Here is a 23,635-nt window from a genome sequence, read left to right as displayed (position 1 = left end):
TTAAAGTTGTTACCTCCAGTTTCAACAACGTTCCTTTTATTCTTGTCTTCAACTTTTTTTAAAGTACACCCTTTTATGGCTTTTTGAATGAATTTAAGGTCAATTAATTGAGAGATAGCAGTTTTAACCTCAGCATCTTTTAACCCACATGCTTTAGCAATGTTAGATAGTGTAAAATTAACAACATATCCAAACTCATCTTGGTTTAATACAAAGAAACACCATACTATTTTTACAGGCACTCTTAACTCTTCGTCCTTTAACTTTTTGTCCTTTATTCTTACAAGCTCTTTGCTGGATAATGATTTAGTCATTTCTGTGTGTTCATCGTAGATAAAAATGTATGACTCAGCAGGTCGTCCTTTTTTAGAATGTTCAGTTTTGTGCTTTAAAATTGCATTAATTTCTTGTAGCTCTTCTATTACTTTTTTAAATTTATTGTGTGGGCATCCTAATTCTATCAGATCAGATTTAGATAGTTCGTCTCCAATAGTTTTCTTCGCAATTAAACGAATTAAAACCCATTTTGAATATGCTGATAGACCTGTGGTTAAGTTGAAAAACTCACTCATTAGATTGTTTCCATGCCGTGTGTTGTTACTCTATAGTAGAGTAACAACTATTTAATTAACACAATAACAGGGTGTTATTTTGTAATTTTAAAAAGATGCGATATTTAATCTCAATTAGACTCTTATGTAGACTTTTTATTTATTTTAAAAATCTAATTTAGCCTCTAGTTGAGTGGATAGTTGAGGGTCTAATTTAGATGTTGATTAGTATCTAAAAGATATCTGGTGAGGTAGATTCTGACCGCAAAGCGGTTGCTTACAAATTGGTATTGGATTATTGTTTTCGATAACATCCGCAAACGGTAAAACACAGGGAAGAACTAATGACAGATCGGATTGCTAGCAAGAAAATTTTGACGTGGGTCAATGAAGATAATGAAGATTTGCGTAACTGGCTAGCATGCCGCTATGACAGTTACAGTAGTTATTTTAAATCTCCAGATGCCACATTAGATAGCTTTATTAGAGATGAAATAAAACGTATAAGTGATAATGAAGATAGTCAAAAAGTTAGTCTTGATAAGCTCTATAAAGCATGGAAAAGCTATGAAAGAGGCTTAAAGAATATCTCTAATAAAGTCTGTAAACTTCAGCTCGAGGTGTCTAAATCAGCGCGTGATAAACTAAAGGCGCTTAGTGACGCGGATGAAATATCCCAATCTAAATATATTGAAAAGCTAATAAATTACGCTAGGAAAAATCCTAAGCTGATTTCTGAAGATACAAAAGTACAAGAATCTTACAAACACAAACAGAGAGCTTTTGATGATAGCCTTGACTTAAAAGCTATAAGAGAAAACTTATCAACTATTGATGGTAAGATTACTAGATTATTAGATGCTTGGGAGGAGTAGGGCAAGCTGAGCTTTCTTTAGGCCGCCTTGGTTATTTTTAAAAATAAATAACTTTTAGTATACCTATTGGTATTCCTTGCGTTTATTTTTTGCGGTGTTTTTATTGTTAATCAGTGTGTTATTAGGTTTTTAAGAATCCCTCTCCCCCACCATTATTCTTAGAGCCCAGTTACTAATATCGAAAGGTATTAGTAACTGGGTTTTTTAATGCCTTCGCAATGACTAACTATTAACTAAATAGAGTGTTGATAACATGCCGACAAGCTCATGTTTTTCAATTGGCTTTGAAACGTAACCATCAAATAACTGCCTGTATATTTCTTTTTGCTCTGTAAAAACATTAGCGGTTAACGCGATAACAATTTGTTCGTTATTAAGCGCCTTAATTTTTTTACATGCCTGAAGACCATCCATTTTAGGCATTTGAATGTCCATAAAAATAATGTCTGGCTTGTGTGACTCGTATAATGAGATTGCTTCTAAACCATTGTTAGCAATAATAATGGTGGCTTTTGTAGGCTCAAGCATCGCAGATGCAACAAGCTGATTTATTTTATTATCTTCAGCTAATAAAATAGTTTTTCCAGATAGGTCAGGAAGCTCAACATTTTTTGTTATTAATGTGCTTTCATCAATCTGTGCTTGTTTTAATGGTAAGTACACATAAAACTGACTACCTGAATCTAATTGGCTTGTTACTTTAATTTCGCCATTCATTAAACCTATTAATGATTTAGTAATAGGTAAACCAAGACCTGTACCGCCATATTCACGCGTAGTTGATTGCTCTGCTTGTTCAAAGCGCTCAAACAATCGCTCTATAGCCTGCTCAGAAATTCCAATTCCGGTGTCTGATATACAACAACATATTTTGTTTTCGTCGGTTAGCCTAAACGTTACTGTAACGCCACCTTGCGAGGTAAACTTAATCGCATTAGATATTAGGTTTAAAAATATCTGTCTGAGTCTAACGGGGTCGCCTACCCAATACTTATGCTCAATATTAATTATAAATTTGAGATATATATTTTTATCACTGGCTTGCAGGCCAAGATCAGACTCTAAGTGGTGAATAAGTTCAAAAAGGTCGAATGATTTATATTCTAATGAAAGCTTCCCAGCTTCAATTTTAGAAAAGTCGAGGATATCATTAATAATAGTGGTGAGTGAGCGGGTCGAATAAAGTGATTTTTTTAAATACTCTTTTGATTTTTCATTCAATGGCTGCTCTTGCAGTAACTGTAATGTACCTAGTATGCCGTTCATAGGTGTGCGTATTTCGTGACTCATATTTGCTAAAAATTCAGATTTAGCTTGTGATGCCTGTTCAGCTAATTCTTTAGCATGTCCGAGAGCTTGTTCGTGATTAATTTGTTCGGTCAAATCGTATGCTACACCCAAATAGCCAACAATTTCATTTTCGTTATTTAATAAAGAGGTGACACTTATATTAACTTGTATGTGCTCGCCTGTAGAAGAAATGTATGTCCACTGATTGATATCAGGCTCTGTAGCCGTTGCTTTTAAGATAAACACTTCAAAACCAGGGAAAACAGGTTCATTTAACTCTGCACTAAGCTGTTTGGCTTTTTTTATAATTTCTTCTTTTAAATGAAAAATACCCGGATTTTCAATTCCAATAACGTCTTGCGCTTTATAGCCTAATAACTTTTCAGAGGCGGGATTAAACAAAGTAATTAAGCCATTTATGTCGGTCGCAATAATAGAGTAACTGGCACTGTTTAAAATACTTTGTTGAAGCATACTTATATCGGCAATTTCTTTAGTACGTAATTTTACTTCTTTTTCTAATTTTAAATTTGTTTGCTGCAGCATATGCTTATTTTGTTTAGCTTTGATAATTCTTCGCTGTGTTCTTTGTGCTCTACGATAAAAAAACAGCTGAATTATTAAAGTTATAAACATACAAATAAGGGTATAAAAAACACCATTGACAATAGCTTGATATTTACTCGGTAAGTGTAGTGATTCAATAAATGTGTCTGAAGCACTAAGTGTGATTTCCCATGTTCTTCCCATCACTTTAATTACTTTATTTAACTGATAATCAGCCGTGTTGCTTTTAATGCCGTAGCTAAAAAAGTCAGTTTTAACGTTGTTACTTATGTCGCTAATGACTAACTTATTTTCATCAGCTTGGGAAAGAGAGTCTAAAATATTGTTTATTAATAAAGGGGAGTAAGTCCATCCAATTAATTGCTCTAAACGCTGGATTTTATCAGTTGGAATAATAATATTTTTATAAACTGGTAGTAAAATTAAAAAGCCTTGTTTCGATTTGTTATCCGCTTGGATTAAAGTAATAGGCGCTGATAATTGAACTTGGTTATTAATTGCAGAGTTTAATGCTGCTTTTTTACGTGTACTTTCCGATGCAATATCGAGTCCTAGAGCCCGTGAATTACTTTGCTCAGGAAATATATACTGAATAATAAAGTGCTCATCACTTTCGTTAGCTAGTTTATTTAGTTTGAATATTTGGTTAGGTCGATCGGATTTTGCAGTTTTTAAGAATTGAGCTAAGTTTTCGGCATTCACTTTTCTTATAAAACCAATACCATTTGCTCCAGGGAATTCTTGGGCGTAGTTACGACTGTTAGAGTAATTAGAAATTGTTTGGTAGCTTAAATTATTAACGCCAATGCCGTGTATAAATCCTTTTAAACCGTATAGCCCATATTTATACAAGTCGAATCTGCTAGTAACGCCTGTTGAGAGTGATGAAAGGCGGTTGTTGAGGGCTTCATTTATTTTGTTATTAACAGCATCTTGATGTGCAGCGTGGGCAAAGTAAGTTAATACAACACCACTGATGAAAAAAATAGCATGAGTAAGCACCGAGATTAATAACCTTTTACTAACCGGTCGTCCTGAAAACATTAACTCATCCTTTATTATTAATATACTGACAGTATATCTATTTTATCATCGAAATGAATATAGCACTTATTATTCAGGATACAACTTTGTTATTAATTAGAATATATATATTTTATAAAGGTTTAGAGTGGATGTAATATAAAAAGTTGATTTTACTCACCAAGTTAAGACGAACATGTATATAAATATAATAATTTTTATGTTCTTTGCTACTTTATAGCGAACAACAAAAGTATTAGCTAAAGGTGCTGGTTTTTATATTAATCGATTTTTTAGTAGATATTAGGTGCTCAAAAAACAACGGATAGCTTTTAGTTTTTGCTCATAACTTTACTTTGGTAAGTTTAAATCAAGTAAAATTCAATTAATATTATGATGTTTTTTTAAATAAAATTAGCGACTTAGATATGAGTGAGCAAGAGGTAATCTTTACCTACTTTTACAATTCATCCGAAACAAAACAAACTCTTAATATTTTATAATATAGAAATTAAAACATTATAAATTTATATTGTTCTATATTTACTAGCATGAAAGAAATGTGATTACTTAAAATGTAATTACCTTATGACATGTTTGCCGTGTAGGTCGAAAAAATACACGCTGCTATGCACTGCACAGTGAAAACTTAAAAAAAACAAGGTAACGGAGATAACTATGGCTCACCGAGTATCTAAATTACTTGCGGCAACAGGCGCAGTATTAACATGTATTTCTATTCCTTCGTATGCCGCTGTTAATGGGCTGACAGAACAAGATGAATTTAATATAAAACTTAGATCAATTTATTTTGACCGTGACTACGATAACGACGCAAGTGACGATTCAACTTTTGCTCAAGGTATAGAGCTCAATTACACATCGGGTTATATAAACGATTTAGTGAGTGTGGGTGTATCGACTTACACCGTGATGGATATTAATTCTACGGGTTCAGCCGCAGGTAATATTTTACCAGCGGGTAATGAGAGCGGTGGAGTTGACGATAGCTTTTCTAAATTTGGTCAATATTTTTTAGATTTTAAATTGGGCAACAACGGTCACGTTAAAGTGGGCGGGCAAAAAACCAAAAGTATGTTGCTTAAAAGCTCTGGGAGCCGGGCTATTCCTAATACTTTTAGAGGTGTTTTTGGTGATTACAAAATTGGCAACACTAAATTATACGGTTACGTTTACGACAAATGGAGCCGTCGACACGATGATAGATGGGAAGACTTTTCTACCGATCAATCGGCAACAGGCGCCATTAACGTAATTTGGGGCGTAGGTGCTACGCATAAAAAAGACAATCTAATATTAGAGGCTGAATATTTAAATTCGCACAATTATCTAAGTAAAATGGGATTAAAAATCAGTTACGACATTAAACTTGAGCAAAGTAAGTTAACCCTTTCAACTGGCATATTTACCTCACAAGATGATGGTGATTTATTTGTAACAGGCGCAGAGGGCGGCGATTTAGATGATGAAGATGCAACTGGCGCTTTAACAGGTTTAACTAAAAGTGAAAACGATGGATTTGCCTATTACTTAGATGCTGATTGGAAAAAAGATATTTGGAGTGTAGGTGCGGCATTTACTAAGGTAAGTGATGCTTGGATTGAAGATAACTTTAGTGGCGATCATGGTACAAACCCATTTCCAACTCGCTCATTGATTGGTGCCGATTTAACAAATCAAAACGAGGCAACGTGGCAGGCACGTTTTGGTATTGATTTAAAAGCAGTATCGCCAGGTTTAACAACAAAGTTTTACTACACAAGCGGTAGCGATGCTGAAAACTCTGCGCTGGGTAAGTTAGCTGGCACAGCTGACGAAAAATATTGGGCTGTAGATACGCGCTATAAAGTTGAGAAAATAAAAGGCTTAAGTTTGCGCTGGTTATTTGTAGATTATACAACCGAAAAATCAGGCAGTGTTGATGGTGTTAAAGGCGATAGAGCTGACCATCGAGTTTATGTAGATTACACTATTAAATTTTAACATGACTTTTAATAAGCCAATGCAAATTTTATGCATTGGTTTTGTTTCCTTTTTTCATTATCTTTATGATAAAACTAACAAATCAATAATAAAAATTAAGCTAATATATGTTTTCTCTTCAACAGTGGCAATCACAGGGTCAATTTACTCAAATTAGTGGCCATCAAATTTTTACTAAAACAGCTGGTGATATAACTAAGCCTGCGCTGCTTTTAATACATGGCTTTCCAAGTGCTAGTTGGGACTGGGAAGGTATGTGGCAAACCCTTAGTGAACATTATTTTGTAATTACACTCGATATGCTAGGTTTTGGTTTGTCAGATAAACCTAAAAATGCAGGCTATAAAATTACTGAACAAGCCGACTTATATACTCAATTTTTAAAAACGTTAAATATTAATGATATACATATTTTAGCTCATGACTATGGCGATACTGTGGCTCAAGAGCTATTAGCAAGACAAGTCGTTAGCCAAAGTGACTTTAAAATAAACAGTGTGTGCTTTTTAAATGGTGGGTTATTTCCTGAGGTGCATAAACCCTTATTTATACAAAAGCTTTTACTTTCAAAGCTAGGTTGGATAGTGCCAAAATTAATGAATAAACAAAAATTTGCCAATAATCTAGTTACTATTTTTGGTAAAAGTACACCGCCTTCAAAACAAGTGGTAGACACCCTTTGGGAGTTGCTAATTTATAAAGATGGTTTAGCCGTTATGCCTAAACTCATTAGTTATATAAAGCAGAGGCAGCAAAACAGAGAACGCTGGGTTGGTGCCATCATAAATAACAATATACCACTTACGTTTATAGCAGGCGCAGAAGACCCCATCTCTGGTAAGCATATGATTGAGCATTATAAAAAGCTGATCCCCAATGCGCGCGTACAAGAGTTTGTAGAGCTTGGGCATTATCCGCAAGTAGAAAATCCAGATGCAATTACGCAGGCTTATTTGAATTTTAGATATTGCCAATAAAAACGCGGCTACTAAATTAAGTGCCGCGTTTATAAATTTTAGAACTCTGAGTATTTAGGCTTTGAACCTTAATATTTTTGCTTTGGAGCTTTTAATTGTTTTTCAAACTCATCTGAAAACAATATCGTGCCATCATCTTCCTCTGTAGGGAAGGCAGCAATAAGTAAGTCATCTTCCTCAAGGCCTGGTGTCCAGCGACTAAACCAGTCAGCAAGTGGGATTGCTTTAGCGCTGCAGCCAGCCCATTCTCCAGTTGCCCATGCTTCTGCAAATTCACGAGTTGGCCAAACTGGCACACAGTCGTCATCTTCGTTGGCAAGCATAACGCAGCCATCATCATCGTTTAAAATCCATACTTGCTTGAACTGTTGTACGGTTTCGAACATATAGGCTAAGCGTTTTTTTGCTCCAAGTCCTAAAATTACTGCGTGTTCTTCGCTTAAATTTGGCATTGTCATAATTAGCTCACTCTTAATTGCTATCGATATTAATATATCTAAATTATATGCACACAAGTATATCGAGTTATATGACAGAGTGTTGAAAAGTTGCTATTTAATTTCAGCAATGCAGATCTAATTTGTAGATTGATCAGTATAATTTCTCACTAATTTGAGCGATCATTCAAAAATAAACTTGAATGTTTGCAAAAAGGCCACATTGTAGTAAGCATATACTTAATGAAGGATTGAAAAATGACAACTGATCTACTTGCTCCGTTTAAATTAAATAACACGATTGAGCTTAAAAACCGCGTACTTATGGCGCCATTAACGCGTTGTATGGCTGACGATAACTTAGTGCCAACACAAGATATGGTTGAATATTATGCTCGCCGCGCCGAAACCGGTTTAATTATTAGTGAAGCAACTATTATTCGCCCAGATGGACAAGGTTACCCAAATACTCCGGGTTTATTTACCAGCGAGCAAATTCAAGGTTGGAAAAAAGTAACTGACGCTGTGCACGCTAATGGCGGCAAAATGTTTGCACAGCTATGGCATGTTGGCCGTGTTGCACACCCTCACTTTTTTGATGGCGATGTACTTGCTCCATCAGCAATTGGCGTTGAAGGCTCTGTCCCTCGTATGCGTGAGCTTACATACATCACACCAAAAGCAGCCACTACTGATGATATTAAAAGTCTAGTTGCTGATTTCGCAAAAGCTGCTGAAAACGCAATTGAAGCAGGCTTTGATGGGGTAGAGATTCACGGTGCTAACGGTTATTTAGTTGACCAATTTTTACATTACGCTGCAAATACACGCAGCGACGAATATGGTCAAACGCCTGAAAACATGTCGCGTTTTGCACTAGAAGTAACCGATGCGGTTATTGCTGCTGTAGGCAGTGATCGTACTGCACTTAGATTAACACCGGGTGCTTACTTTAATATGAGCGAAGATAGCCGCGATAAAGCGGTATTTGATTACTTATTACCAGAGCTTGAGAAGAGAGATTTAGCGTACTTACACGGCGGTATTTTTGACGACAGCATGCGCTTTGACTCGCTTGAGGGCAAAAGCATCTCTGAATTTTTACGTGCAGGCTACAAAGGTACATTAGTAGGTGTGGGTAGTTATAGTTTTGAGTCAGCAAAAGAGGCTATTAACGATGCTAAGTTTGACTTAATCGCTATTGGTCGCCCACTTATTGCAAACCCAGATTATATTAGCAAAATTGCAAACGGTGAAGAGTTAGTACCATACAGCGATGAAATGCTAGCTGAATTGAAATAAATTACTATTTGTAATAAGTTCTAGAAAATAATTAAGACACCCGAAGCTAAACCTTTGGGTGTCTTTTTTTGTACATATTCCCGCCATAAATATTCCATATTTGTTTAATCTTTATGTAAATAAAGTTCATCCTCGTTGTCATATTTAAAATTCATACTGTGCTCGTTTTCATATTTCATAATTAAAACTAAACGGGACAACAATGTACGCTTTAAAAAACAAATCGCTTTTGAGCATGGCAATTGCCATGGCTGTATCAACATCTAGTTATGCTAACGACAACACCATAGAAGAAGTTACCGTGGTTGCTAAACCAACGAGCTACGCTAACAATGTTATTGAGCCTGCAATGCTTGAGCAACAAAGTTCGGTATCGAGCATATTATCGGTTATTGATAACTTACCAGGGATTAGCATAAACGAAGGTGATGCGTTTGGTGGCGACGATTGGTCTACTACAATCACCATGCGTGGTTTTAGTATTGATGGAAACCAACAACAATTAGGTATGACCGTTGATGGCATTCCAAATGGTGGCTCTAATTATGGTGGTGGTGCTAAAGCTAACCGTTACCTAGATAGCGAAAACCTTGCAACGGTTGAAGTTGGTCAAGGTACGTCTGATATTAAGTCGGCTTCACTTGAAGCACTAGGCGGGACATTTAACTTTGTAAGTAAAGACCCAAGCCTTGAAAAAGGCACTACCTTTGCTTATACCTCAGGCAGCCACGATGCCACGCGTTATTACATTAAACACGAAACAGGCACTGTTTTTAATAACACACAAGCTTACGTAAGTTACTCGCAAACAGATACAAGCCGCTGGATTGGTTCTGGCAGTAATGGCGGTAAAGACAATCAACATGCTGAGGTTAAGTTTGTATCTAATTTTGACGATTTAACACTTACTGGTCGTTTATCTTACGATGATGTAAGCGAGACTAACTATAACAGCGTAAGCCTTGAGCAGTTTGAACAAACACCAGAGTGGGATCAGTTAACATGGAATTGGACGGGAGTTCCGCACTTTGACCAAATGTTTGCAGAAGGTTGGGGCACACTTCGTGAAAACACCTTAGGTTATTTAAAGTTTGAGTATGCGATTTCGCCAAGCTCATTATTAACTGTTAGCCCTTATTATCATAAAAATTCAGGTCGCGGCGATTGGATCCCACCTTACTTAACAACGCCCGTTGATGAAAATGGCGACCCAACAACGCAAGGTGGCACTAATGCAGGCTCTTATGGTTTTGCTGATAGTGAAGGCAACCCGCTTGCACCAAATGCCGATTGTACGCAAAGTTTGAGCTGGCCATGGGAGTCGGGTCCTGGTTTAAACCCTGCGTGTTACGATGCAACAGCAACACCTGTCATGTCTTACCGCCATACGCATTACAACAAAGATCGTTTAGGTGTAACGGCAAATTACCAAGCGACATTTGGTGATCACGATATAGAAGCGGGCTTTTGGTATGAGCAAAGCGAGCGTGAAGAATCGCGTGATTGGCACAAAGTAATTGACGCGCGTATCTATCATCACTTTGATAGCACGCCTTACTGGACACAATACAAAAACACTTTTGATACCGATACATTCAAATGGTACCTACAAGACTCGATTAATTTTGGTGACTTAACATTAAATATTGGTGCAAAACAATATTTAGTTGAATTACAAAAGTACGACCACTTTGCTAACGAAAGATCAGATAAAGTAGATAGCGACTCAGACGTGTTATTTAGCGGGGGTGTATTGTATCAGCTAAATAACAGCACAGAATTATTTGCCAGTTACAGCGAGAATTTTTCAGCAATAAAAGACGGTGTACTTGAGCGAGATAGCTCAACACTTACAAACATAGAGCCAGAAACTGCCGACAATATCGACTTTGGTGTACGTTACCAAGCCGACAGGTTAACCCTTACAGCAACGGCTTACAGTGTTAAATTTGATAACCGCATTACCTTTATTGCGCCTGGTAGTGGCACAGACGGCATTGATTACACGATTGGCACAAATGGCTCGTACGTAAATGTAGGGGGTATTGACTCAAATGGGCTCGAGCTTGCAGCAAGCTATATGTTAACACCAAGCTGGAGCGTGTACTCGTCGTATACTAATAGCAGTTCTGAGTATTCATCCGATGATCCAAATGCATACGATTCACAAGGCGTAATATTAAGAGATGAAAGTGGTAATGAGGTAGCACCAAGCTTTAGAAAAGGCGACAGCATAATAGATTCATCAGAGGATTTATTTGTGGTATCTACCGATTACTTTAGCGATGGCTTTCGTGTTGGTTTATCGGCTAAATACACCGGCGAGCGTTTAGGTGCATGGCAAGACGAAGACACCCGCGCCCGCAATAAAGTAGACGGCTACACCGTACTTGATTTTAATGCAGGTTATTCAACTGACGTAGATGCCGGCCCGTTTAAAGCCATTGACGTATCGTTTGTTGTTTATAACGTTACTGACAAAAGCTACTTAGCAGGTGGTACCGGTAACGGCGCTACTTATTACATTGGTGCGCCTCGCACTGCGGCAGTTACATTGACCGCTGACTTTTAATTAGGTTTTAGTAATTGAATTAAAATATAGCCCATCATTGATGGGCTTTATTATATGAAAGGGCGCAAACGCGATGAAAACAATTATAAAAGTAACACTATTTAGCTTAAGTGTATTAGCGAGCAGCTTTGCAACAGCAGCGCAAAATGTAGTGCTGGTAACGCTTGATGGAGTACGCTGGCAAGAAGTATTTAATGGGGCTGATAATAGCTTAATTAATAATACTGATTTTGTTAAAAAGCCTGAGCAATTAAAGAGACAATTTTGGGCAAAAACAACAAATGAGCGCCAGCAATTACTTATGCCTTTTTTAACGCAAGTAGTGGCTAAAAAAGGGATTATAATTGGCGATAGAGCTAACGGCTCTAATATGTCGGTAAGTAACCCGTGGTATTTTTCATACCCTGGTTACAACGAAATACTCACCGGTGAAGTTGACGAAAGTATAAATAGTAACAACAAAGTGCTCAACCCAAATAAAACTATTTTAGAGCGTTTAGATAAGTTACCTGAGTTTAAAGATAGCACTGCCTTATTTGGTAGTTGGGATGTATTCCCATACATTGTAAATACTAAGCGCAGTAACGTGTATGTAAATGCAGGTTTTATGTCAATTGAAGAGAATTTATTCACCGATGCGCCGCTGTTAAATACGCTACAAAGTGAAATCCCCAGTCCTTGGTATAACGTACGACTAGACAGTTTTACATATCGCTTTGCTAAAGCGTATATGTTGGCTAAAAAGCCTAAGTTGTTAGTGATAAGTTTAGGCGAAACCGATGACTTTGCGCATGATGGTCATTACGATCAATACCTTAAATCGGCAAGGCAAAGTGACGCTTTTATAAAAGACTTATGGGCAACTATTCAAACTACAGCGGGTTATAAAAATAACACCACACTAATTATTACTACTGATCACGGCCGTGGCAATAATGCCAATGATTGGCAACATCACAGCTCTAAACGTGCACTTGCTGAGCTAGAGTTAGGTGAAAATACCGACCCAGAAGGAATTGTCGGCTCTGAACATATTTGGCTTGCAGCCATTGGCCCCGCAATAAAAGGTAGTGGCTTAATTAAAACTAAAAATGAGCTTAAACAAGCGCAAATAGCGGCGACCGTTTTAAAGGCTCTTGGGCAGAACCCAAATGAAATAAATTCAAATATGGCGCCTGCTATTAGCGAGATTTTAAAATGAAGAATCTATTAAAACCATTAACCCTATCTGCCTTGGTGTTGAGTTTGGTTATTAGCGCGAGTGTTAATGCCGCGCCATCTAAAATCCTATTTGGTTCGTGTGGGCATCAAGATAAAAACATACCCATATTTAATGCAATTAACAAAGAGCAGGGGGATTTGTTTATATTTTTGGGTGACAATATTTACGGCGATACCAACGATATGGATGTACTTGCCGATAAGTACCAACGTTTAGAGGCAAAGCCTGGTTTTAAAACGTTAAAAGCGCAAACGCCTATCATTGCCATGTGGGATGACCACGATTATGGCCAAAACGATGCAGGTAAAGAGTATCCGCATAAAGAGCAATCACGCCAAATTATGCTTAATTTTTGGGATGAACCTGTAAACTCAGCGCGTCGCACTCGTCCTGATGGAATTTATACCTCGTACATGTATGGTGAAAATGAGCAAACCATACAAGTAATAATGCCTGATTTACGTTGGAACCGTGATGCGCTAAACCATGTAGGTGAGCTTGAATACTACACTAAGCGTAAGTTAAATAACCAAGGCCCGTATAGTCCCAGTGAAGTAAAGGGCGCATCAATGCTAGGTGAAGCCCAGTGGCAATGGCTTGAACAAGAGCTTAAAAAGCCTGCTGCAATAAAATTGATTGCCTCAAGCTTACAGCTTTTACCCGATTTTACAGGTTGGGAGTCATGGGCAAACTTTCCTGAAGATAGAAACCGTTTATTTGCATTGATTAAAAAGCATAAAGTAAATGGGGTAGTGATCATCAGCGGCGATACGCACTGGGGTGAAGTATCAAAGTATCAGCAAAACCTTGATTACCCATTAATTGAGATGACCAGCTCTGGCTTAACTGAAAAGTGGAAAGATGTAAGCCCTAACAAACACCGAGTAGGGAATTTTACTCATAACGTAAATTATGGTGATTTAAGCATAGACTGGCAGCAAATTGACCCCACTATTTCACTTAAATTAAAAGGCATTGATGGCGAAGTAATAATGCAAAGTGACTTTAGTTTATCAAGTATTAGCCCTTATAAATAAACTCACTACTACGCACAGTATATAAAATAGATGCTGTGCGTATAAAATCTGTAAGTTAGTTCTTAACTCTCTGATTTATTAAAGCCAATTACCCGTTTGCGCTACCCCTAATATTGAAAATATCTTACACTGGTTTTATCTCAAGCAAGGTCAGTGTTATATGCTAAATATTATTCAATCAAACCGGATGGAAGCCCTGCAAGCGCAGTTCCACCAGCTGTTAAAAGTAAACCCATTGCAAAGCCCGTTCGACAAAGAAGTAGTGCTAGTGCAATCGCCGGGTATGTCGCAGTGGTTAAAAATAGGTTTGAGCGAAAACTTAGGGGTTGCGGCGCAGGTAGATTTTCCGCTGCCGTCGAGCTTTATTTGGCAGTTGTATCAGCAATTACTGCCAAATGTCCCTAAAGAGTCGGCATTTAATAAGCCCAACCTTGCTTGGAAGCTGTTCGCAATTTTACCAACCTGTATTGACGAGCCATTATATTTGCCGCTAAAAACTTATTTAGAGGGCGATATCGACGGGCAAAAAACCTTTGCGCTGTGCGAAAAAATAGCCGATGTGTACGACCAATATTTAATGTACCGACCGCACTGGATAGCCACATGGGATAGCGGCAAAGATGACCTTGATGACGTAGATGTAGCCATTGCCCCATGGCAACCTGACTTATGGCGACGCATTGTAAAACTAAGCCAAGAGCTTGGGCAAAGCCAATTTCATCGCGCTAATATGCAAGGGCAGTTACTTGCAGCACTTGAAACCATGGATAATAGCTTACTGCCACAACGCATTAGCTTATTTGGTATATCGGCGATTGCCAGTTCCCAGCTAGACGTATTTGAAGCGCTGAGTAAAAAAACCGAGGTTATATTATTCTTTTTTAACCCAAGTGAGCATTACTGGGGCGATATTATAGATGAAAAAACAGCAGCTAAAATAAGCGCTAAATACGCCAAAATGCCGCTGGTGGAAGCACAACAAAAAAAACAAACCAATCCAGATGAAGAATACTACTTTATTGGTAATCCGTTGTTATCGTCGTGGGGTAAATTAGGTCGCGACTATTTTGAACAACTTGTACAGTTAGATGCCCGTTGGATTGATGGTTTTATTGATGTGTTTGACGACACCTTACTAGGGCAAGTACAAAGCGAGATTTATCAGCTTGCGTTTAAAGGCGAATCGCTGACAGATAACAAAGAGTGGTTTATAAACGACGAAGGTAAGTTACCAATCAGCGCAACCGACACCAGTATTACGCTCAGCGATTGCCATACACCGCTAAGGGAAGTTGAGCGCTTGCACGACTACTTACTTAACTTATTTAATCAAAACCCAGCGCTTACCCCCAAAGACATAATTGTCATGATGCCCGATGTAGGCACTTACAGCCCTTACATTGAAGCCGTATTTGGCGGGGCACAAGGCAGCCGCTTTATTCCTTACGCATTGGCCGATTTAGCCATAGAGCAAGAAAAGCCTGTCCTTAGCTCATTTGCGAGTTTAGCTAACTTACCGTTTTCGCGCTTTGGTGTGTCGGATATTCTCGATTTATTACAAGTTACGCAAATAGCCGAAAAATTTGGGCTTGAAGCGCACGAATACGAGCAAATTCAATACTGGCTTGAACGTGTTGGGGTTAAATGGGGTATAAACGCAGCGCATAAAAGCAGCTTTGATTTACCCGCTATCGATTTAAATACCTGGCAACATGGGCTTAACCGTTTACTGCTTGGTATTGCTATGCGCGACGAACAATGCCCGTTTAACGGTATTTACAGCGCTGACGAAGTAGAAGGCATGGCGCTCGATACACTCAATAAGCTCGTGCACTTTATTGATGTACTGCAAAGCTTTAAAGAGCAGCTAACGCCCGATGATACGCTCACCAATAAAGCGCATATTTTAAGCGAGCTGTTAAACGCCATATACGAAAGTGAAAGCGATGACAGTTGGGATTTATTAGTACTTCAAAACGTGCTCGAAGAAATACAAAAACACCACGACAACGGCGATTACAGTAAAGCGGTTTCGCAGCGTATTGTTAGTTATTTAATTAAACAAGGCATTCAAGAAAAAGGCGTAGGGCAGCGATTTTTGGTCGGGCAAGTAAACTTTTGTACGCTTATGCCCATGCGCGCCGTACCATTTAAAGTGGTATGCATGCTGGGCTTAAACGATGCTGACTACCCGCGTAACGTACAACCCATTGGTTTTGACTTAGTGCCCTATTCTAAAAAGCAAAAAGGTGACCGATCACGTAAATTAGATGATCGCTACTTATTTTTAGAAGCGCTACTGAGTGCCCGCGACAACTTATACATGAGTTACATTGGTCGCTCGTGTTTTGATAACCAACCGCGCATGCCATCAACGCTTGTAAGTGAGCTGTTAGAATATATTGGCCGTAGTTTTGTATTAAACGAAAAGAGTGAAAAAACGCTGCCCGCATGTCTAATCAATCAGCAGCATTTACAGCCCTTTAATAGCCATTACTATTTAGCCGATGAGCAAGCTAATACTGTGCTGAGTAACCACAGTTACAACCCAATTTGGCTGCCAAGTGAGTCAATTAAACCAGAGCCAGTTATTGCACTTGATGTGACTGTGCCAGAGCAGCAAGATCTCGATGTGTTTATTAGAAGTGTGTGCAGCGCACAAGAGAGCTTTTATCAGCAAACATTAGGTTTACGCCTGCCACAATTTAACGAAGTAGCAAAAGACGAAGAACCATTTAGCCTAGATGCACTGCGCCGTTATTTTTACCTTGATGAAATACTTAAAGCCAATATAAACGAGCAACCGCTGAGTACAGAGCAAATACTGCAGCGAGGTGAGTTACCTCAAGCCAATGTAGGCAGCCTCATATTTGAGAGTATGGAGCACCGAGTTGATGCGCTTGCAGGGCAAGTAAAAGAGCACATTAAAGGCGGGAAAAGTGAGCCGATAGAAGTTTTGCTTACCATTGAAGGCACCAAAATAGAGGGCTGGCTAAATCATGTTTATTTGCAAAAACAAGTGTTTTATCGCAGCGCCAGTATTAAAGCGAAAGATTTAATTAAAGGCTTTATTTATCACCTTGCAGCGCAAAGTATGGATCAACAAGTAGAAACATTGTTACTTGGGCTTGATAAGCAAATTACCTTTGCGCCCATAAACAAAGCCGATGCGGATGCACTATTAGCCGATTGGTTTGAGTTATACAAAGCGCTGCGCGCAGAGCCTGTGCCGTTTTTTCCGGTAAGTGGTTATGAATACGTTAAAAGCGGCGGCGATATAACAAAAGCAATGAGCAAATTTAGCCCGCAATACATAGGGCGAGGCGAGGGCGAAAACCCGTATATTCGCTTAACGGTGCAATCGCTAAATGACTGCCAAGAAGAATTTATAAAATGGAGTGATAAATTGCTCACGCCTTTATTTGAACACGCAAAGGAGAGTGACCATGCAAGCGCTTAATCCTCTTACTATGCCGCTCATTGGTCAAAGTTTAATAGAAGCCAGTGCGGGTACCGGCAAAACCTATACAATTACGGGGCTGTATTTACGTTACTTACTAGGTATGCAAATAGAAGGTGAGTTAAATACGCAGCTCAGTGTTGAGCAAATTTTGGTTGTAACCTTTACCGACGCCGCCACCCAAGAAATTAAAGACCGCGTACGCAGCCGAATCATTGCTGCACGCGACGCACTGCTTGGGCAAGACCCAAATGACGAACTCATTGAAGGCGTAATTGCCAAAATTGATGATAAACACCGCGCGTTTGATTTGCTCGATGCAGCTGCTAAATCAATGGACGAAGCCGCTATTTTTACCATTCATGGCTTTTGTCAGCGGATGCTAAAACAACATGCGTTTGAGTCGGGTGTGGCATTTAATCTCGAATTTATTTTAGATGAGCGCGACATACTGCTCGAAACTATTAAAGATTTTTGGCGTGCGTTTGTATACCCACTTAACAAAGAGCGCACCGATGCTATTTTAGATGTATTTGCCGCACCAGAGGCTTTATTCGCTCAAGTGGCGAGCATTTTAAATAAAGCCAATGCGCACATTACACCACAAATAAAATTAGACGATGTGTGGAAAGCCCGCGACGAGTACATAACCTGTGTACCCGCATTTAAAAAAGCGGTATTAGAGCAAGAGTTTATAGGTGCTATTAAAGGCTCGGGTTTAAGCGGGTCTAAAACGCCAGCACGAAAAGGCAGCCTTAGTGCGCTTGAGACATTTTGTTTAGGCGGCGATTTGTTTTTTGAATTTGGCACTAGCAAGTATTCGTTTGAAGTGTGGAGTACAGAAAACCTAAGCGATGCAGGCAATTATAAAAAGAATCAGCCATTATTTGTGCATCCATTACTGAGTCAATTTGACGAGCTTGCCGCCCTTAATAACACCATAAACCAAGGGCTTAAAATAGCAGTTATACAACATGCAGCACGCTGGGTAAAAGCTGCAATAGTTAAGCGCAAGCAAGAGCAAAGCGTGATCACCCCAGATGACTTACTGACCAATTTACACAGTGCGCTTAATAACGAGCAAGGCGACGTACTGGCGCAAAAAATTGCGCAGTTGTTTCCGGTTGCCATGATTGATGAATTCCAAGATACCGATCCGATTCAGTACGGTATTTTTAGTAAAATTTATGGGCAACAAAATACCACGCTTGCCATGATAGGCGACCCCAAACAGGCTATTTATGGCTTTAGGGGCGCGGATATTTTTACGTATATTGGCGCAAAAGAGGCAGTGCAGATTGATCAGCAATTTACGCTGGGTACTAACTTTCGCTCAAGCACCGATATAGTAAATAGCGTTAATAGTTTATTTGGCAAACACGCTAACAGCTTTATTTATAACGACGCTATACCCTTTAACGCAGTAGCTGCTAAAGGCAAAAAAGCGGATGACTCTTTTTTAATTGATGGCAAACCCGCTACCGCATTCGAATTTAATGTATTTGTAGATGAAGCCGCCGATGAAAAGAACAAACCAACTAACAAAGGTGTAGGGCAAGCGCATTTAGCCACTCACTTTGCTAATAAAATAGTGACCCTGCTTGAAAAAGCTAAACAGGGGGACGCGTGCATTGGCAGTAACCCTGTAAGCGCTGCCGATATTTGTATATTAGTGCGCGACCGTGTTGAAGCACAAATAATGAAAAAAGCGCTTAGCGAAGCCAAAATAGCCAGCGTGTATTTATCGCGCGAAAGTGTTTTTAGTCAAGAGCTTAGCCATCACCTACTTAACTTTTTAACGGCGCTGCATGGTCAATATGACGAGTCATTGCTGCGCGGTGTTTTAGCTGGTCCATTATTTTGTTTAAGTTATAACGAAATACATGCACTAGCCGATGATGAAAATAAATGGCAAGAGCATTTAAACTTTTTTGCACAACTTAGCCACATTTGGAACAAGCAAGGCGCTATGGCCATGCTTGAGCGCTTAATGAGCCATAACCAGCTTAGCGCTAAATGGCAAGGGTTGGGATATAACGTTGAGCGTTGGCTGACGGACTTTAGGCACTTGGGCGAAATACTTCAGCAAAAACAAATAGAGCTTGAAGGCACGCTGCGTTTGCTGCGATGGTTTGCACAAAAGGTAAGCCAACAAGATGGCGAAACAGTACAAGTGCGCCTAGAAAGTGACGCCAATTTAGTTAAAATTGTCACTATGCATGCCTCAAAAGGGCTTGAATACCCACTGGTATTTATGCCGTTTGCCAGTGGCTATCGCGAAACAAAAGAAGCGCTTTATCATAATAATGGCAAGCTAGTTTACGATTTAAGTAAAGACGAAGATGCCCTTCAAAAAGCAGAACAAGAACGCCTAGCTGAAGATTTACGCCTGCTTTATGTAGCACTTACTCGCGCCGTACATTTTTGTGCGCTTGGTGTTTATAACATTGGGCAAGGACAAAGTAGCCGCTTGGCTATGCAAAGTAGTGCACTGGGGCATGTTTTATTTGCAGGGCTTGAACTTGCCAGTAGCCAAACATGGCGCACGCATTTAAGTGAGTTTTGCGACGCTAATAGCGCGATGAGCTATCAGCAATTTACCTCACAAACATTATTAGAGCAGGGCACGCTTTGTTTTAGTAATAGCAAAATTGCGCAGCAAACGTTAAGTGTTAATAAAGTAACGGCAAATATTGAGCGTAACTGGCGAGCAACCAGCTTTAGTGCGTTAAGCTTTAAAAAGCATAGCGACCAATTAGCCCCAGGGCGAAGTGATGAAGATCACGAAAAAGACGAGTTTGCAGTGCAAGAGGACGAACTGCCATCACCTTATAGTTTTCCTAAAGGGCCAAAGCCGGGTAGCTGTTTGCACGAAATATTTGAACAAATAGATTTTATTAGCCCAATAGTTCACCCAACTAATACCGAGCAAAACTTATCTGAGGTAGTTAAGCGCAGCCTTGAAAAGTATCACATAGGTGAGCAATGGCGAGAAGTGGCTGAAAAGTGGGTGCTTGATGTTATTGCGTGCCCCCTAGATAAAAGCTCTCTAGAAAACAGCCTTCTTTCATTAGGTGTGCTTACACCCAATGACTGCCTAGTCGAAATGGAGTTTAATTTACCACTTGAGAGCTTAAGTGCACCAAAGCTCAACGAAATGCTGGTTAAACATTTTGGCTTTACGCAAAGTAAGCTTGAATTTTCGCACGTAAAGGGCTTGTTAAAAGGCTTTGTCGATTTAATATTTTGCTACCAAGGCAAGTATTATATTTTAGATTATAAGTCTAATTATTTAGGCAGTACGCCAGCTGATTACGAAGGCGATATGCTTGAGCAAGCGATGAGCAGTCATCAGTATCATTTACAGTATTTAATTTACACCGTAGCACTGCATCGTTTATTAAAACAACGTATAGCTGATTACTCAATAGAAACCCATTTAGGCGGCGTGTATTACACGTTTTTACGTGGAATGCCGGCAGGGCAAGGCGTGTACTTTAAAAAGCTAACTGTAGAGCAAGTAACTATTTTAGATGGCTTATTTAGCCAAGGAGCTATGCTATGAGCGATTTAAATGAGCAACCTGGATTGTTTGACGATATTGACGAGACACTTAATAATGAAGCTGCAGAGCCTCTTACTTCAAAAAATGTAGCACAAGATGCCCCATTAGAGGACATTGTGTTAAATAATACGATTACCGAAGTCCCGTTACTTGAGTATTTATTAGCGCAAAATCGACTGCGTGTAGTTGATGTGAAGCTCGCTGAATTACTGTGTGCTAATGACATTGAGCAAACTCACAATGAACTGTTTTATATTATTTTATTGCTGTGCTTATCGCAGCAAAGCCAGCATAGCTGCCTAACCTTAAATGAAGTTGATTGGAGCAATCCTTTTAACTTGCGCAAAAGTGACTTTAATAAACTCGATGGTAATGTACCCAGTACGCTAAGCCCGTTTAGTGATGACTTTAATGTACAAACAGCGCTCAGTTACTTACAAAACCATGAAAGCGTAGGCGCAAGTAAACCACTGCAGCTGTTTAACGAGAGACTTTATTTTGCGCGCCTTGCAGGTTATGAGCAAACACTCGCAGATAGATTACTAAGCATGAGCGAGCGAAAGCTCAATATTAATAATGAAGTATTGGCTGAACTTTTAAATACCTATTTTCCTGCTGATTCAACAATTGAAACTGATTGGCAAAAAGTGGCGTGTGCGATTGCCGCCACCAAAGGCTTTAGTGTGATCACGGGTGGGCCTGGCACAGGTAAAACCACTACAGTGACTAAGTTGTTGGCTATTTTACAGTCACTTTATAAAACCGCGCCGCTTAGCATTAAACTTGTGGCCCCTACAGGTAAAGCCGCTGCACGCTTGAGTGAGTCAGTCTTAGGTGCTAAAAATAAACTAACAATTATTCCTGATAATATTAAAACGCTGATACCACAAAACGCTCAAACTATTCATCGCTTATTGGGCGTAAAACCGTTTACTAATAAATTTAGGCATAACAAAAGCAATCCGCTGCATTTAGATGTGCTAATTATTGATGAAGCCAGTATGGTCGATTTATCGCTGATGGCTAAATTAATAGAAGCACTTCCTGCGCACGCGCGATTAATACTCCTAGGTGACAAAGATCAGCTTGCCTCGGTAGATACCGGCAGTGTAATGAGCGATTTATGCCAAGGTTTAACACTTGGGCAAACGCCACGCTACTCGCAAGCACGTTGTGATGAGCTAAATAGTTTATGTTTTAATAATAAACCTAAACTCGTATCGCAAAGCGTGAGTGAATTTAAACTTGCAGATTGCATTGCCTTTTTACAGCACAGTTATCGATTTGACGCACAAAGCGGTATTGGTCAACTCGCACTTGCGGTAAACACCAATAACACCGGTATTTTAAATTACGTAGAGCAAGAAAGTACTGAAGGGCGTTTTAACGATGTAATTTTAGATTACGACTTTGTAGCAAAACCGATTGAAAAGCTCGTTAAAAGTGCAGCAAGTCATTATGCAAAGTATCTTAACTTAATAGCCCAAGGGGCAGGTGTTGCAAAGGTGCATGCTGCTTTTGCAAGTTATCAGCTTTTAGCTGCAGTGCGAGAGGGCGATTACGGCGTTCATAGCTTAAATCAACGAATAGAGCGTGTGTTGCAACAGCAAGGTTTAATTACCGTAAGTCCTAATACTCACCACTATACGGGTATGCCTATTATGGTGAGCCAAAACGATTATCAACTTAAGTTATTTAACGGTGATATTGGTATTTTAATGCCCGATGAAAGTAATCAGCTCAAAGCCATATTTATTGATGAGCAAGGTAATCAACGAGCATTTTCGCCAGCACGACTCCCTGCGCACGATAAAGTCTATGTAATGACTATTCATAAATCACAAGGTTCAGAGTTTAGCTACACAGCCATGGTACTGCCACCGCTAAAACAAGCGCGCATGGGTATTAACAGGCAATTAGTGTATACGGGAATAACCCGCGCTAAAAATAAGTTTGAGCTGGTGGCTGACGAAAAAGTACTGCAATTAGCAATGAATAAAAGCGTATCGAGAGCGTCTGGATTGTATGAAAGATTAAAGTTTGAGAATTAAAGGTTCTGCTGGGACATAGAAGTTATTTTATTGATGTATCCACATATTTGTAGATACCAGTGTTTATGTATTGGCTATTTTAAAACTTTCTGAATCTAGTAATTAAAGCTCTTATTATTTATCGCGTTATAAATGATATCTTCTATAATAAAATTAATTTCATTTCATATCGAATGTATTAGTAGGGATATTAATGTTTTTTTCTAAAAATAAACAAAACGAAATAGCTTCTCTAAAAGCTGAACTTTACCCATTACAACAAGTATGGGAAGGGCTTTACCGAGAGATGTTAGTACTAAACATTCTTTATGATGGCCGAATTTCGCACGCCAATGATAAGTTTTTAGAAAACCTAGGCTACAGTGAAGATGATCTAACTAATAATTCTTTTGACGATTTTATTACAGATTCGTCTCGTCAATCTTCAGAATTTAAAAGCCTACAGCAAGCTATTAAAAAAGAAGGGCATTGGGGCGGTGCATTGCAAGTTATGCGCAGCGATGGTAAAGCTGAATGGTTACGTTTAATAGTACATCCAGTAAAAGGGGAGCAAGATCAGTTGCTCTATTTTTCTATATTCGGAAGTGTACTTACAAAAACAATTACGGCTTCTCGCGAGCAAAGCGATACTATTAAAGCGATATATCGCTCTATGGCGGTAATTGAATTTGATTTAGAGGGCCATGTCTTAAAAGCAAATGA

At 39.0% G+C, this 23,635-nt stretch carries 14 protein-coding genes; 11 read left to right on the top strand and 3 right to left on the bottom strand.

Features of this window, described 5'->3' with window-relative positions; translation table 11 throughout:
* Positions 1-572: helix-turn-helix domain-containing protein (locus CXF89_RS10715; RefSeq protein ID WP_145990812.1), on the bottom strand; the 572-nt coding region annotated here is incomplete at its 3' end.
* A gap of 323 nt (positions 573-895) precedes the next feature.
* On the opposite strand from CXF89_RS10715, the gene CXF89_RS10710 reads away from it, so the two are divergent.
* Positions 896-1,426: a hypothetical protein gene (locus CXF89_RS10710; protein ID WP_121954571.1), complete on the top strand. Its 531-nt coding sequence runs from the start codon at positions 896-898 to the stop codon at positions 1,424-1,426.
* A gap of 222 nt (positions 1,427-1,648) precedes the next feature.
* Here the strand turns inward: CXF89_RS10710 and CXF89_RS10705 are convergent, their stop codons facing one another.
* Positions 1,649-4,327 carry a CHASE domain-containing protein gene (locus CXF89_RS10705; RefSeq protein WP_024590478.1) on the bottom strand — a complete coding sequence of 893 codons (2,679 nt, stop codon included), beginning with the start codon at positions 4,325-4,327 and terminating at the stop codon, positions 1,649-1,651.
* Between the two features lie 657 nt (positions 4,328-4,984).
* Here CXF89_RS10705 and CXF89_RS10700 point away from each other — a divergent pair.
* On the top strand, positions 4,985-6,310 hold the full coding sequence (locus CXF89_RS10700; RefSeq protein WP_121954570.1) for an OprD family outer membrane porin: 1,326 nt from the start codon (positions 4,985-4,987) through the stop codon (positions 6,308-6,310).
* Between the two features lie 107 nt (positions 6,311-6,417).
* Positions 6,418-7,287 (top strand): alpha/beta fold hydrolase, encoded by an 870-nt coding sequence (locus tag CXF89_RS10695; RefSeq protein ID WP_007585607.1) that lies wholly within the window; start codon positions 6,418-6,420, stop codon positions 7,285-7,287.
* A gap of 68 nt (positions 7,288-7,355) precedes the next feature.
* Here CXF89_RS10695 and CXF89_RS10690 read toward each other — a convergent pair whose 3' ends face one another.
* Positions 7,356-7,745, bottom strand: a complete 390-nt coding sequence (locus CXF89_RS10690; RefSeq protein ID WP_121954569.1) for a DUF2750 domain-containing protein — start codon at positions 7,743-7,745, stop codon at positions 7,356-7,358.
* Positions 7,746-7,982: 237 nt separating this feature from the next.
* On the opposite strand from CXF89_RS10690, the gene CXF89_RS10685 reads away from it, so the two are divergent.
* The 8 genes from CXF89_RS10685 to CXF89_RS10650 form a co-directional block, all read left to right on the top strand.
* On the top strand, positions 7,983-9,026 hold the full coding sequence (locus tag CXF89_RS10685) for an alkene reductase (protein ID WP_121954568.1): 1,044 nt from the start codon (positions 7,983-7,985) through the stop codon (positions 9,024-9,026).
* 202 nt (positions 9,027-9,228) lie between these two features.
* Complete coding sequence (locus CXF89_RS10680) at positions 9,229-11,598, top strand: TonB-dependent receptor domain-containing protein (protein ID WP_121954567.1); 2,370 nt, start codon at positions 9,229-9,231, stop codon at positions 11,596-11,598.
* 73 nt (positions 11,599-11,671) lie between these two features.
* Positions 11,672-12,799 (top strand): alkaline phosphatase family protein, encoded by a 1,128-nt coding sequence (locus tag CXF89_RS10675; RefSeq protein WP_121954566.1) that lies wholly within the window; start codon positions 11,672-11,674, stop codon positions 12,797-12,799.
* Positions 12,796-13,857, top strand: coding sequence for an alkaline phosphatase D family protein (locus CXF89_RS10670; protein WP_121954565.1), 1,062 nt, complete (start codon positions 12,796-12,798; stop codon positions 13,855-13,857). Before CXF89_RS10675 ends, CXF89_RS10670 begins: the two co-directional genes overlap by 4 nt.
* A 160-nt stretch (positions 13,858-14,017) precedes the next feature.
* Positions 14,018-17,317 carry an exodeoxyribonuclease V subunit gamma gene (gene recC, locus CXF89_RS10665; RefSeq protein WP_121954564.1) on the top strand — a complete coding sequence of 1,100 codons (3,300 nt, stop codon included), beginning with the start codon at positions 14,018-14,020 and terminating at the stop codon, positions 17,315-17,317.
* Positions 17,304-20,882, top strand: a complete 3,579-nt coding sequence (gene recB, locus CXF89_RS10660) for an exodeoxyribonuclease V subunit beta (protein ID WP_121954563.1) — start codon at positions 17,304-17,306, stop codon at positions 20,880-20,882. The genes recC and recB overlap by 14 nt, the downstream gene beginning before the upstream one ends.
* A complete protein-coding gene (gene recD, locus CXF89_RS10655; protein ID WP_121954562.1) occupies positions 20,879-22,933 on the top strand; it encodes an exodeoxyribonuclease V subunit alpha in 2,055 nt (684 codons plus the stop codon). Before recB ends, recD begins: the two co-directional genes overlap by 4 nt.
* A gap of 193 nt (positions 22,934-23,126) precedes the next feature.
* Positions 23,127-23,635 (top strand): PAS domain-containing protein (locus CXF89_RS10650; RefSeq protein ID WP_121954561.1); only part of this gene is annotated, 509 nt, incomplete at its 3' end.

Origin of the sequence: Pseudoalteromonas sp. MelDa3, from assembly GCF_002863625.1 — a bacterium.
Classification (GTDB): domain Bacteria; phylum Pseudomonadota; class Gammaproteobacteria; order Enterobacterales; family Alteromonadaceae; genus Pseudoalteromonas; species Pseudoalteromonas arctica.
Note: the sequence above shows the minus strand (reverse complement) of the source record. Positions and strands in the feature narration are given on the sequence as shown.

Excerpts from the sequence above, each read along its gene's own strand:
- CXF89_RS10710 (WP_121954571.1), top strand. The coding sequence starts at position 896 with ATGACAGATCGGATTGCTAGCAAGAAAATTTTGACGTGGGTCAATGAA.
- CXF89_RS10705 (WP_024590478.1), bottom strand. The coding sequence starts at position 4,327 with ATGTTTTCAGGACGACCGGTTAGTAAAAGGTTATTAATCTCGGTGCTT.
- CXF89_RS10700 (WP_121954570.1), top strand. The coding sequence starts at position 4,985 with ATGGCTCACCGAGTATCTAAATTACTTGCGGCAACAGGCGCAGTATTA.
- CXF89_RS10695 (WP_007585607.1), top strand. The coding sequence starts at position 6,418 with ATGTTTTCTCTTCAACAGTGGCAATCACAGGGTCAATTTACTCAAATT.
- CXF89_RS10690 (WP_121954569.1), bottom strand. The coding sequence starts at position 7,745 with ATGACAATGCCAAATTTAAGCGAAGAACACGCAGTAATTTTAGGACTT.
- CXF89_RS10685 (WP_121954568.1), top strand. The coding sequence starts at position 7,983 with ATGACAACTGATCTACTTGCTCCGTTTAAATTAAATAACACGATTGAG.
- CXF89_RS10680 (WP_121954567.1), top strand. The coding sequence starts at position 9,229 with ATGTACGCTTTAAAAAACAAATCGCTTTTGAGCATGGCAATTGCCATG.
- CXF89_RS10675 (WP_121954566.1), top strand. The coding sequence starts at position 11,672 with ATGAAAACAATTATAAAAGTAACACTATTTAGCTTAAGTGTATTAGCG.
- CXF89_RS10670 (WP_121954565.1), top strand. The coding sequence starts at position 12,796 with ATGAAGAATCTATTAAAACCATTAACCCTATCTGCCTTGGTGTTGAGT.
- recC (WP_121954564.1), top strand. The coding sequence starts at position 14,018 with ATGCTAAATATTATTCAATCAAACCGGATGGAAGCCCTGCAAGCGCAG.
- recB (WP_121954563.1), top strand. The coding sequence starts at position 17,304 with ATGCAAGCGCTTAATCCTCTTACTATGCCGCTCATTGGTCAAAGTTTA.
- recD (WP_121954562.1), top strand. The coding sequence starts at position 20,879 with ATGAGCGATTTAAATGAGCAACCTGGATTGTTTGACGATATTGACGAG.